Source organism: Streptomyces sp. NPDC085946 (genome assembly GCF_044540485.1).
Lineage (GTDB): Bacteria > Actinomycetota > Actinomycetes > Streptomycetales > Streptomycetaceae > Streptomyces.
Genome location: NZ_JBITSF010000007.1, coordinates 1 through 12,366, shown reverse-complemented (window position 1 = coordinate 12,366; position 12,366 = coordinate 1). Strand labels below are relative to the sequence as shown.

General features: G+C 70.9%; 11 protein-coding genes. 9 read left to right on the top strand and 2 right to left on the bottom strand.

Annotation, left to right across the window (positions count from 1 at the left end):
* Positions 1-29: 29 nt before the first annotated feature.
* The 6 genes from eccD to ACIF8T_RS15975 all read left to right on the top strand — a co-directional run bounded on the left by eccD (position 30) and on the right by ACIF8T_RS15975 (position 7,226).
* Positions 30-1,499 (top strand): type VII secretion integral membrane protein EccD, encoded by a 1,470-nt coding sequence (gene eccD / locus ACIF8T_RS16000; RefSeq protein ID WP_400035369.1) that lies wholly within the window; start codon positions 30-32, stop codon positions 1,497-1,499.
* A gap of 194 nt (positions 1,500-1,693) precedes the next feature.
* Positions 1,694-1,981: a 30S ribosomal protein S15 gene (rpsO, locus tag ACIF8T_RS15995; protein WP_004924725.1), complete on the top strand. Its 288-nt coding sequence runs from the start codon at positions 1,694-1,696 to the stop codon at positions 1,979-1,981.
* A 392-nt stretch (positions 1,982-2,373) separates the two neighbouring features.
* The gene (locus ACIF8T_RS15990) at positions 2,374-4,599 is read left to right on the top strand and encodes a polyribonucleotide nucleotidyltransferase (protein ID WP_400035366.1); all 2,226 of its coding nucleotides are present in this window, start codon (positions 2,374-2,376) and stop codon (positions 4,597-4,599) included.
* Positions 4,596-5,975, top strand: a complete 1,380-nt coding sequence (locus tag ACIF8T_RS15985; RefSeq protein ID WP_400035365.1) for a M16 family metallopeptidase — start codon at positions 4,596-4,598, stop codon at positions 5,973-5,975. Before ACIF8T_RS15990 ends, ACIF8T_RS15985 begins: the two co-directional genes overlap by 4 nt.
* Positions 5,976-6,002: 27 nt before the next feature.
* A complete protein-coding gene (gene dapB / locus ACIF8T_RS15980; protein WP_400035363.1) occupies positions 6,003-6,755 on the top strand; it encodes a 4-hydroxy-tetrahydrodipicolinate reductase in 753 nt (250 codons plus the stop codon).
* An 18-nt stretch (positions 6,756-6,773) separates the two neighbouring features.
* On the top strand, positions 6,774-7,226 hold the full coding sequence (locus tag ACIF8T_RS15975) for a hypothetical protein (protein ID WP_400035361.1): 453 nt from the start codon (positions 6,774-6,776) through the stop codon (positions 7,224-7,226).
* 72 nt (positions 7,227-7,298) lie between these two features.
* Here ACIF8T_RS15975 and ACIF8T_RS15970 read toward each other — a convergent pair whose 3' ends face one another.
* Together ACIF8T_RS15970 and ACIF8T_RS15965 are read right to left on the bottom strand one after the other, a co-directional pair.
* Positions 7,299-7,853, bottom strand: coding sequence for a PH domain-containing protein (locus ACIF8T_RS15970; RefSeq protein WP_400035359.1), 555 nt, complete (start codon positions 7,851-7,853; stop codon positions 7,299-7,301).
* Between the two features lie 113 nt (positions 7,854-7,966).
* Positions 7,967-8,206: a hypothetical protein gene (locus ACIF8T_RS15965; protein WP_400035357.1), complete on the bottom strand. Its 240-nt coding sequence runs from the start codon at positions 8,204-8,206 to the stop codon at positions 7,967-7,969.
* Between the two features lie 177 nt (positions 8,207-8,383).
* Between ACIF8T_RS15965 and thyX the strand changes: the two genes are divergently transcribed.
* The 3 genes from thyX to ACIF8T_RS15950 all read left to right on the top strand — a co-directional run bounded on the left by thyX (position 8,384) and on the right by ACIF8T_RS15950 (position 12,072).
* Positions 8,384-9,124, top strand: a complete 741-nt coding sequence (gene thyX / locus ACIF8T_RS15960) for an FAD-dependent thymidylate synthase (protein ID WP_400035355.1) — start codon at positions 8,384-8,386, stop codon at positions 9,122-9,124.
* 209 nt (positions 9,125-9,333) lie between these two features.
* Complete coding sequence (gene dapA / locus ACIF8T_RS15955; protein ID WP_400035354.1) at positions 9,334-10,233, top strand: 4-hydroxy-tetrahydrodipicolinate synthase; 900 nt, start codon at positions 9,334-9,336, stop codon at positions 10,231-10,233.
* A 153-nt stretch (positions 10,234-10,386) separates the two neighbouring features.
* The gene (locus tag ACIF8T_RS15950) at positions 10,387-12,072 is read left to right on the top strand and encodes a ribonuclease J (protein ID WP_400035352.1); all 1,686 of its coding nucleotides are present in this window, start codon (positions 10,387-10,389) and stop codon (positions 12,070-12,072) included.
* The last annotated feature ends 294 nt before the right edge of the window (positions 12,073-12,366 follow it).

The following is a 12,366-nucleotide window of genomic DNA, read 5'->3' as shown; positions in this document are numbered from 1 at the left end:
CGCATCCGCGAAGCAGGGGGTCAGTGAAGGTGAGTACGACCACGGCGACCGGGTTCAGCAGAGTCACTGTCGTGGCACCCGACAGCCGTATCGACGTGGCGCTCCCGGTGGACATCCCCGTGGCCGACGTCTATCCGGAGATCCTGCGCCTGACGGGCCAGACCCAGCCGGTCGGCAGCCCCACGGGGTACCACCTGGTGCGCCGCGACGGCCGCGTCCTGGACGGCGCCCGCACCCTGGCCGACGAGCGGGTCCTGGACGGCGAGGTGCTCAGCCTCCGCCCGTTCGCGGAGTCGCTGCCGCCCGCCGTCCACGACGACGTCGCGGACGCCGTCGCCTCCGCGGTCGTGCGCGACCGGCACCTGTGGAGCGACGACCTGCTGCGCGTGGCGGGCCTGACCGGAGGCGCCCTGCTCCTGCTGCTGCTCGGCTTCGTCCTGTGGTTCGCCGACCCGGTGCGCCACGACATGCACGGCCTGCCCGGCATCGTCGCGGGCGGCCTCGGCGTCCTGCTGACCGCCTTCGCCGGCGTCCGCGCCCGGGTCTACGACGACCGGGGCTCGGCCGTCGCCCTCGGCCTGGGCGCGCTGCCGCTGCTGCTGATCGCGGGGTCCGGGATCGTCGCGCCCGCCGCCGGGCAGGGACCGGGCAAGCTCCAGTTCATGCTGGGCTGCGTGGCCGTCCTGGTGGCCTCGGTGGCCCTGGTGGCGCTCGCCCCCCGCTCGGACGCGCCCTTCGTGGCGGCCACCTTCCTGGCCGCGGTCGGCACCCTGGCCACCTTCACGGCGATCGTCGCGGAGGCGTCCGCCACCGCCACCGCGGCGGTGTGCGCCCCCTGCGCCGTCGGCGTGGTCGCCTTCCTGCCCGGCCTGTCCGCGCGCTTCGCCCGGCTGCCCATCGGCTACGCCTCCCCGCGCTCCGCCGCCCACGACGACCTCGACCCGGACCCCGCGCACGGCGCCGACACCGAGGCCCTGGACGCCGAGGCCATCGCCGCCCAGGCCCGCCGCGGCCACGAGATGCTGCTGGGCCTGGTGGGCGGCACCGCGGCCGTCGTCGTCGCCTCCGCGGCCGTCCTCGGCTTCTCCGACAACGTGTGGGGTCAGCTCCTGGCCCTGGCCACCGGCCTGTCCATGCTGATCCGCGCCCGCCTGTTCCGCTACACCGCCCAGGTGGCCTGCGCCCTCGTGGCGGGCATCGGGGCCGTCGCCCTGCTGCTGCTCGGCCTGGCCCTCAACCCGCCGGCCGGGGCCCTGACCGAGTTCGTCCTGCACGGCGACCGGGGAGCGCTCGACACCCGCACCATCTGGCTGACCGCTGCGGTCGCGGCCGGCGCCGCCCTGGTCACCGCCGTCGGCCTCGTCGTCCCGCGCAAGGGACTGTCGCCCTTCTGGGGCCGCTTCCTCGACCTCGCCGAGTCCGCCGTGCTGCTCACCCTGGTCCCGCTCTGCCTCGCCGCGCTCGGGGTCCTCACCACCGTGCGCTCCATGACGGGCTGAGCAGCGCCCGGTCCCCGGCGGATCGCATCCGGCCAGGCTGGTACCCTGGCTGACGGCCGTATGCGTACGCACCCCCGGAGCCCACCGCTCTGGAGGCCGCGCCCAGCGGATCCCCGCCTCCCGAGTAACGGAAGCTCCCCCGCGATGCAGACCGGGGGCACTCGGTGGCCGTTCACAGACCATGAGGAGTACGAGTGTCGCTCGACGCCGCAGTGAAGAAGCAGATCATCTCCGAGTTCGGTACCAAGGAGGGTGACACCGGCTCCCCCGAGGTCCAGGTCGCCCTGCTGTCCCGTCGGATCTCCGACCTGACGGAGCACCTCAAGACCCACAAGCACGACCACCACTCCCGCCGTGGTCTGCTGATCCTGGTCGGTCAGCGCCGTCGCCTGCTGCAGTACCTCGCCAAGAAGGACATCCAGCGCTTCCGCGCGCTGGTCGACCGCCTCGGCATCCGCCGCGGCGCGGCGGGCGCCAAGTAAGACGCCGTGGAGGGAGCGGTTCCCGGGAAAAGGGGGCCGCTCCCTTTGCTGTACGTGCGCGGTGTCACTCCCGCTTTGTAGTGTGGTAGCACAACGCAGCACGTACGACTCAGCGTGATGACGCGGCCCCGTACCGGGCATGCATCACCACGACGTGACGGGGAACGTCACACAACGGCGGGCGTCGCACGACGACGCACGTCACCGGAAGACGAAAGAACGAAGAGAACGAGGAGAAGCGCACCTCGCCGCCGCCGGTCCTCGGTAGTGGCCCCCGGGCAGGAACCCCGGGTGCTTCGATCGAAGACCGGCCCGCACCAGACGGAGCGCTTCTCCGCCACCGTCCCCCCGCCACACGGGCGAGGAGGGACGAGGACGAGGAGAAAACGCTAGTGGAGAACGAGACCCACTACGCCGAGGCCGTCATCGACAACGGCGCCTTCGGCACCCGCACCATCCGCTTCGAGACGGGCCGCCTGGCCAAGCAGGCCGCCGGCTCCGCCGTGGCGTACCTGGACGACGACACCATGGTGCTGTCGGCCACCACCGCGTCCAAGAACCCCAAGGACCAGCTCGACTTCTTCCCGCTGACGGTGGACGTCGAGGAGCGGATGTACGCCGCCGGCAAGATCCCCGGCAGCTTCTTCCGCCGTGAGGGCCGGCCCTCCGAGGACGCGATCCTCACCTGCCGCCTCATCGACCGCCCGCTGCGCCCGTCCTTCAAGAAGGGCCTGCGCAACGAGATCCAGGTCGTCGCCACGATCATGGCGCTCAACCCCGATCACCTGTACGACGTCGTGGCGATCAACGCCGCGTCCGCGTCCACGCAGCTGGCCGGCCTGCCCTTCTCCGGCCCGATCGGCGGCGTCCGCGTCGCGCTGATCCGCGGTCAGTGGGTGGCCTTCCCGACGCACACCGAGCTCGAGGACGCCGTCTTCGACATGGTCGTCGCGGGCCGCGTCCTGGAGGACGGCGACGTCGCGATCATGATGGTCGAGGCCGAGGCCACCGAGAAGACCATCAAGCTGGTCGAGGGCGGTGCCGAGGCCCCCACCGAGGAGGTCGTCGCCGCCGGTCTGGAAGCCGCGAAGCCCTACATCAAGGTGCTCTGCAAGGCCCAGTCGGACCTCGCCGCCAAGGCCGCCAAGCCGACCGCCGAGTTCCCGATCTTCCTGGACTACCAGGACGACGTCTTCGAGGCGCTCACCGCCGCCGTCCGCCCCGAGCTCGCCCAGGCGCTCACCATCGCCGGCAAGCAGGAGCGCGAGGCGGAGCTGGACCGCGTCAAGCAGCTCGCCGCCGAGAAGCTCCTGCCGGAGTTCGAGGGCCGCGAGAAGGAGATCTCCGCCGCGTACCGCTCGCTCACCAAGCAGCTGGTCCGCGAGCGCGTGATCAAGGAGAAGAAGCGCATCGACGGCCGCGGGCTGACGGACATCCGCACCCTGGCCGCCGAGGTCGAGGCCATCCCGCGGGTGCACGGCTCCGCCGTGTTCGAGCGCGGTGAGACCCAGATCCTGGGCGTCACCACCCTGAACATGCTCCGCATGGAGCAGCAGCTGGACACCCTCTCCCCGGTGACCCGCAAGCGCTACATGCACAACTACAACTTCCCGCCGTACTCCACCGGCGAGACCGGCCGCGTCGGCTCCCCGAAGCGCCGCGAGATCGGCCACGGCGCCCTCGCCGAGCGCGCCCTGATCCCGGTCCTGCCGACCCGCGAGGAGTTCCCCTACGCGATCCGCCAGGTGTCCGAGGCGCTCAGCTCGAACGGCTCGACCTCCATGGGCTCGGTCTGCGCCTCCACCATGTCGCTGCTGAACGCCGGTGTGCCGCTCAAGGCCCCCGTCGCCGGTATCGCCATGGGCCTGATCTCCCAGGAGATCGAGGGCGAGACGCACTACGTCACCCTCACCGACATCCTCGGTGCGGAGGACGCCTTCGGCGACATGGACTTCAAGGTCGCCGGCACGAAGGACTTCGTGACCGCCCTCCAGCTCGACACCAAGCTGGACGGCATCCCGGCCTCCGTCCTGGCCGCGGCCCTCAAGCAGGCCCGCGACGCCCGCCTCCACATCCTCGACGTGATGATGGAAGCGATCGACACGCCGGACGAGATGTCCCCGAACGCGCCGCGGATCATCACCGTGAAGATCCCGGTCGACAAGATCGGTGAGGTCATCGGCCCCAAGGGCAAGATGATCAACCAGATCCAGGAGGACACCGGCGCCGAGATCACCATCGAGGACGACGGCACCATCTACATCGGTGCCGCCGACGGCCCGTCCGCCGAGGCCGCCCGCGCCACGATCAACGGCATCGCCAACCCGACGATGCCCGAGGTCGGCGAGCGCTACCTCGGTACGGTCGTGAAGACGACCACCTTCGGTGCGTTCGTCTCCCTGCTGCCCGGCAAGGACGGTCTGCTGCACATCTCGCAGATCCGCAAGCTGGCCGGCGGCAAGCGCGTGGAGAACGTCGAGGACGTGCTCGGCGTGGGCCAGAAGGTCCAGGTCGAGATCGCCGAGATCGACTCCCGCGGCAAGCTCTCCCTCATCCCCGTGATCGAGGGCGAGTCCGAGTCCGACAGCGACGAGAAGAAGGACGACGCCGACCAGTGACGTCCCCCGGCTCCAAGGCGACGGCCCGCACCTCTTCGGAGGCGCGGGCCGTCGCCCGTACCCAAACCCTGATCAAGGGCGAGAACGGCATCGGCACGGTCCGCAAGACCACCCTCCCGGGCGGCCTGCGCATCGTCACCGAGACCCTGCCCTCGGTCCGCTCGGCGACCTTCGGCATCTGGGCGCACGTCGGCTCCCGCGACGAGACCCCGGCCCTGAACGGCGCCACGCACTACCTGGAACACCTGCTCTTCAAGGGCACCACCCGCAGGTCCGCCCTCGACATCTCCTCCGCCCTCGACGCGGTCGGCGGCGAGATGAACGCGTTCACGGCGAAGGAGTACACGTGCTACTACGCGCGCGTGCTCGACACCGACCTGCCGCTCGCCATCGACGTCGTCTGCGACATGCTCACCGGCTCGCTCATCCGCGAGGAGGACGTCGACGTCGAGCGCGGCGCCATCCTCGAGGAGATCGCGATGACCGAGGACGACCCGGGCGACTGCGTGCACGACCTGTTCGCGCACACCATGTTCGGCGACAACCCCCTCGGCCGCCCGGTCCTCGGCACGGTCGACACGGTCAACGCCCTGACGGCCGACCGCATCCGCCGCTTCTACAAGAAGCACTACGACCCGACCCACCTCGTGGTCGCCTGCGCCGGCAACATCGACCACAACAAGGTCGTGCGCCAGGTCCGCGCCGCCTTCGAGAAGGCCGGTGCCTTCCGCAACGCCGAGGCCGAGCCCGTCGCCCCGCGCGGCGGCAGCCGCACCCTGCGCACGGCCGGCCGCGTCGAGCTGATCGGCCGCAAGACCGAGCAGGCGCACGTCGTCCTCGGCATGCCGGGCCTGGCCCGCACCGACGAGCGCCGCTGGGCCCTCGGCGTGCTGAACACGGCCCTCGGCGGCGGCATGTCCTCCCGGCTCTTCCAGGAGGTCCGCGAGAAGCGCGGCCTGGCCTACAGCGTGTACTCGTACACCTCCGGCTTCGCCGACTGCGGCCTGTTCGGCGTGTACGCCGGCTGCCGTCCGAGCCAGGTGCACGACGTGCTGAGGATCTGCCGCGACGAGCTCGACCACGTCGCCGAGCACGGCCTGTCGGACGACGAGATCGGACGCGCCATCGGCCAGCTCCAGGGCTCCACGGTCCTCGGCCTGGAGGACACCGGCGCGCTGATGAACCGCATCGGCAAGAGCGAGCTGTGCTGGGGCGAGCAGATGTCGGTCGACGACATGCTCTCCCGGATAGCCTCGGTCACGCCGGACGACGTCCGCTCCGTCGCCCGCGAGGTCCTGGGACGCCGGCCCTCCCTGTCGGTCATCGGCCCGCTGAAGGACAAGCAGGCGTCCCGGCTGCACGACGCCGTCGCCTAATCCCCTCCGGTAAGGAAGCAACAAGAGATGAGCAAGCTGCGCGTGGCGGTCCTGGGCGCCAAGGGCCGGATCGGCTCCGAGGCGGTACGGGCCGTCGAGGCCGCCGAGGACATGGAACTGGTCGCCGCCCTCGGCCGGGGCGACTCGCTGGAGACGCTGGCCGAGTCCGGTGCCCAGGTCGCCGTCGAACTGACCACCCCCGCCTCGGTGATGGACAACCTCGACTACTGCGTGCGCCACGGCATCCACGCGGTCGTCGGCACGACCGGCTGGACCGACGAGCGCCTCGCCCGGCTGCGCGGCTGGCTCGACCGGTCCCCGGGGACGGGCGTGCTCATCGCGCCGAACTTCTCCATCGGCGCGGTCCTGACCATGAAGTTCGCGCAGATCGCCGCGCCGTACTTCGAGTCCGTGGAGGTCGTGGAGCTGCACCACCCGAACAAGGTGGACGCCCCCTCCGGCACCGCCACGCGCACCGCCCAGCTCATCGCCGAGGCCCGCGCCAAGGCCGGCTCCGCGCCGGCCCCGGACGCCACGGCCACCGCCCTGGACGGCGCCCGCGGCGCCAGCGTCGACGGCGTCCCGGTCCACGCGATCCGCCTGCGCGGCCTGCTCGCCCACCAGGAGGTGCTGCTGGGCGGCGAGGGCGAGACCCTCACCGTCCGGCACGACTCCCTGCACCACAGCAGCTTCATGCCGGGCATCCTGCTCGGCGCCCGCCGGGTGGTGACCACTCCGGGCCTCACCTTCGGCCTGGAGCACTTCCTGGACCTGGGCTGACACGAGGTCCCTCCACCCATGCGCGCGAAGATCTCCTACGCCGTCACGGCCGCCGTCCTGGTCGTCTACTTCCTCCTGGTCGGCAGCCGCGGCGTGCTGCTCATCGAGACCGGCACGCCCCTCACCGTCACCTTCGGGGTCGCGGTGCTGATCCTGCCGGTGATCGGCCTGTGGTTCCTGTGGAAGAACACCCAGTTCGTCCGCAGGGCCAACCAGCTCGCCGCCGAACTCGACGCCGAGGGCGGCCTGCCCGTCGACGAGCTGAAACGTCTCCCCAGCGGCCGGATCGACCGGGACTCGGCCGACGAGGTCTTCGCCCGCCGCAAGGCCGAGACGGAGGCCGCGCCCGACGACTGGCGCAGCTGGTTCCGCCTCGCCGTCGCCTACCACGACGCCCGTGACACCCCGCGCGCCCGCAAGGCGATGCAGCGCGCGATCGCCCTGCACGACGGCAGGCGGCTCGGAGTCTGACCCCGAGCCCCGGCCGCACGGACGAGGGGCCGGTCCGCACCCGCGGACCGGCCCCTTCACGTGTCTCCCGGCTCAGCCGCGCCCGTGCTCCTCGGCCCACGCCTCGATCGTGTCGGCGGCCCGGTCGAACGCCTCCGAGCGCCCCAGGAAGTCCGCGTTGTGCGTGGTCAGCAGCGCCGGCGGGGAGTCCGCCGCCCGGCCCCGCCGGACGAGGACCAGCGCCTGGCCCTGCACCGTCCGCGGCAGGCCGAGCACGCGCACCGGCTGCTGCACCGTGCGCACCGCGGCCACCTGCTCCCAGGGCGCCGTACGCGTGCCGAGGAAGCCCACGTGCCGCAGTCCCCGGCCGCTGACCCACACGCCCACGCGCAGCAGGCGCAGGGCGCAGCCGATGAGGACCAGCGCGATGCCGAAGACCGCACCGGCCGACGCCACCGACGCCGTCGCCGCGATGATCACCGCGGCGAACAGGACGAAGGAGGCGAGCAGCAGCGCGAGCGCCGCCGCTCCCACGCGCCAGGGCCCGGGACGGTACGGACGCCGCCAGCGGTCCCGGTCGTCGTGAGGCAGCGGGACGTCGTCCGCTGCCTCGAAAGCGCGGTCGGCCGTCAGGAAGGGCAGGGGCACGACTGGTCCTCACTCGATCCATGCTGGGACTGTGCCCGGTGAGGCTACCGAGCTGTGTCCCGGGTCACCACCGCCGGGGGTCCGGATGGAGTCAGTCCCCGTCCCGGGCCGGCTCAGCGGTGTTCGGTCGCCTGGGACTGCCGGGTCTGCGGTGGCGCCTGGTCGAGGGAGAGCGCGGGCATCCCGATGACCAGGGAGCCCACGAGGGCGGCGATGACGGTGAGGCCCAGCAGCCAGCGCCCGGCGATCTGGCCGGCGGACGCCCGCTCGGGGGGCGGGGGAGTGACGTTGCTGCGGAACCTGTCGGCTTCGGCGAGGAAGGCGAACGGGACGGGTTCACGCCGACCGGACATCGGTGGTGCAACTCCCTTCGGGGGACGGAACGGATCACTGTCATCGGTAGAGACGAACGAGCTCCCGCAGAGGTGCCCCGTTTCACCGGCCTCATCGCGGCACGGGTCCGAGCGCACCGCCCGGCGGGCCGTAGAGTGGCGTCGCCACAACACGAGACGGGAAGGCCCAGCGAAACCGTGACCGACACCCCCGCCGACGACCTCAAGCCCGACTTCCGCAGCGACGTCACCGTCGAGCTGGTCAAGCACACCGCCTCCGACGCGGACGTGCTCTTCGCCGCCCGCGTCTCGACCGTCGGCGAGCAGTCCCTCGACGAGCTGAACAAGGACCCGGAGCGCTCCAAGGGCCTGATCAACTACCTGATGCGGGACCGCCACGGCAGCCCCTTCGAGCACAACTCGATGACCTTCTTCATCAGCGCCCCGATCTTCGTCTTCCGCGAGTTCATGCGGCACCGCGTCGGCTGGTCCTACAACGAGGAGTCGGGCCGCTACCGCGAGCTCCAGCCGGTCTTCTACGTCCCCGACGAGTCCCGCAAGCTGGTCCAGGAGGGCCGCCCGGGCAAGTACCGGTTCGTCGAGGGCACCGCCGCCCAGCAGGAGCTCGTCGGCCGCGTCATGGAGGACTCCTACCGGCAGGCGTACGAGGCGTACCAGGAGATGCTCGCCGCCGGCGTCGCCCGCGAGGTCGCCCGCTCGGTCCTCCCGGTGGGCCTGTACTCCTCGATGTACGCCACCTGCAACGCCCGCTCGCTGATGCACTTCCTCGGCTTGCGCACCCAGCACGAGCTGGCCAAGGTCCCGTCCTTCCCGCAGCGGGAGATCGAGATGGTCGGCGAGAAGATGGAGCAGGAGTGGGCCCGGCTGATGCCGCTCACCCACGCCGCCTTCAACGCGAACGGCCGGGTGGCGCCGTAGCGCGTCCCGCGTCCCGCCGGGCACAGATGTGCGCGTCAGTCGCCCGAAGTGTCCGTATTGCGCCGTTTGGCGAAGTTCATCTAGCCTGATCAAACGGGTCCGGCACTGCTTGAACCCCCGAGCAGGCAGTGCCGGGCTCCCCCTTTGTCATGACTTGCCGCCCGCCCCGAGGGCAGACCCCGCTCTGAGCAACGAGTAGCGTGTAACCCATGGCTCCGACCTCCACTCCGCAGACCCCCTTCGGGCGGGTCCTCACCGCCATGGTCACGCCCTTCACGGCGGACGGCGCACTCGACCTCGACGGCGCACAGCGGCTCGCCGCGCACCTGGTGGACGCAGGCAACGACGGCCTGATCGTCAACGGCACCACCGGCGAGTCCCCCACCACCAGCGACGCGGAGAAAGCGGACCTCGTACGAGCCGTCCTGGAGGCCGTCGGAGACCGCGCCCACGTCGTGGCCGGAGTCGGCACCAACGACACCCACCACAGCATCGAGCTCGCCCGCACGGCCGAGCGCACCGGCGCACACGGCCTGCTGGTCGTCACGCCGTACTACAACAAGCCCCCTCAGGAGGGCCTGTACCGGCACTTCACGGCCGTCGCCGACGCCACCGGACTGCCGGTCATGCTCTACGACATCCCGGGCCGCAGCGGCGTGCCGATCAACACGGAGACGCTCGTCCGCCTCGCCGAGCACCCCCGGATCGTCGCCAACAAGGACGCCAAGGGCGACCTCGGCCGGGCGAGCTGGGCCATCTCCCGCTCCGGCCTCGCCTGGTACTCCGGCGACGACATGCTGAACCTGCCGCTGCTCTCCGTGGGCGCGGTCGGCTTCGTCTCGGTCGTCGGCCACGTCGTCACCCCCGAGCTGCGCGCCCTCGTCGACGCGTACACCGCGGGCGACGTCCAGAAGGCGACCGAGATCCACCAGAAGCTGCTCCCCGTCTACACGGGCATCTTCCGGACCCAGGGCGTGATGACCACCAAGGCGGCGCTCGCGCTGCAGGGTCTGCCCGCCGGCCCGCTGCGCGCCCCCATGATCGAGTGCACGCCGGAAGAGGTCGAACAGCTCAAGATCGATCTTGCCGCCGGCGGGGTACAGCTCTGACAACAGACTTCGCGCGGCTCCCGCGCACCGGCTTCACAACTGAATAAGCAGGCCACCGGTGCCTGCGTCCCACCACCACAACTGCTTCTGCACGAACGTCACGCGCGCCACGTGCCCCACCGGTACGTGGCGCGCGTGGTTGAGGAGAGTCTTTTGAGTCATCCGCACCCTGAACTCGGCTCGCCGCCGCCCCTCCCCGAGGGCGGCCTGCGGGTCACCCCGCTCGGCGGCCTCGGCGAGATCGGCCGGAACATGACCGTCTTCGAGTACGGCGGCCGCCTGTTGATCGTCGACTGCGGAGTGCTCTTCCCCGAGGAGGAGCAGCCCGGAATCGACCTGATCCTGCCGGACTTCTCGTCCATCCGGGACCGCCTCGACGACATCGAGGGCGTCGTCCTCACGCACGGCCACGAGGACCACATCGGCGGCGTCCCCTACCTCCTGCGCGAGAAGCCGGACATCCCGCTGATCGGCTCCAAGCTGACCCTCGCCCTCATCGAGGCCAAGCTCCAGGAGCACCGCATCCGCCCGTACACCCTCGAGGTGGCGGAGGGACACCGCGAGCGCATCGGCCCCTTCGACTGCGAGTTCGTCGCGGTCAACCACTCCATCCCCGACGCGCTGGCCGTCGCCATCCGCACCCCCGCGGGCATGGTGGTCCACACCGGCGACTTCAAGATGGACCAGCTCCCGCTGGACAACCGCCTCACGGACCTGCACGCGTTCGCCCGCCTCAGCGAGGAGGGCATCGACCTCCTCCTCGCCGACTCGACGAACGCGGAGGTCCCGGGCTTCGTCCCGCCCGAGCGCGACATCTCCAACGTGCTGCGCACGGTCTTCGCCAACGCCCGCAAGCGGATCATCGTGGCGAGCTTCGCCAGCCACGTCCACCGCATCCAGCAGATCCTGGACGCGGCGCACGAGTACGGCCGCCGGGTCGCCTTCGTCGGCCGCTCCATGGTCCGCAACATGGGCATCGCCCGCGACCTCGGCTACCTGAAGGTCCCGCCGGGCCTGGTCGTCGACGTCAAGACCCTCGACGACCTCCCGGACCACGAGGTGGTCCTGGTCTGCACGGGCTCGCAGGGCGAACCGATGGCCGCGCTGTCCCGCATGGCCAACCGCGACCACCAGATCCGCATCGTCGACGGCGACACGGTGATCCTGGCGTCGTCCCTCATCCCCGGCAACGAGAACGCGGTCTACCGCGTGATCAACGGCCTGACCCGCTGGGGCGCCAACGTCGTCCACAAGGGCAACGCCAAGGTGCACGTCTCCGGCCACGCGTCCGCGGGCGAGCTCCTGTACTTCTACAACATCTGCCGCCCGAAGAACCTGATGCCGGTGCACGGCGAATGGCGCCACCTGCGCGCCAACGCCGAGCTGGGCGCCCTGACCGGCGTCCCGCACGACCGCATCGTCATCGCCGAGGACGGCGTGGCCGTCGACCTGATCGAGGGCAAGGCCAAGATCTCCGGCAAGGTCCAGGCGGGATACGTCTACGTCGACGGCCTCTCCGTCGGCGACGTCGGCGAGCCGGCCCTGAAGGACCGCAAGATCCTCGGCGACGAGGGCATCATCTCGGTCTTCCTGGTCATCGACTCGTCCACCGGCAAGATCACGGGCGGCCCGCACATCCAGGCCCGCGGCTCGGGCATCGACGACTCCGCCTTCGGAGCCGTGATCCCCAAGATCACGGAGTCGCTGGAGCGCTCGGCCCAGGACGGCGTCGTGGAGCCCCACCAGCTCCAGCAGCTGGTGCGCAGGACCCTCGGCAAGTGGGTCTCGGACACCTACCGGCGCAGGCCGATGATCCTCCCCGTCGTCGTGGAGGTCTGACGGTCCGTAGGACGCTCGTCCGCCCGAACCGGGAGCGGGGCGCCGCGATTTGCATCGCGGCGCCCCGCTCCAGTACGTTTACAACCCCGCTCGGACGGGAACCCGGCCACCTCGTGTGCGCCGGAGTCACCTCCGGAGGGGCGGGAAATCCGACTCAGAATCTCTGATAAAGTCGGAAGCGCCGGAAAGGGAAACGCGAAAGCGGGAACCTGGAAAGCACCGAGGAAATCGGATCGGAAAGATCTGATAGAGTCGGAAACGCAAGACCGAAGGGAAGCGCCCGGAGGAAAGCCC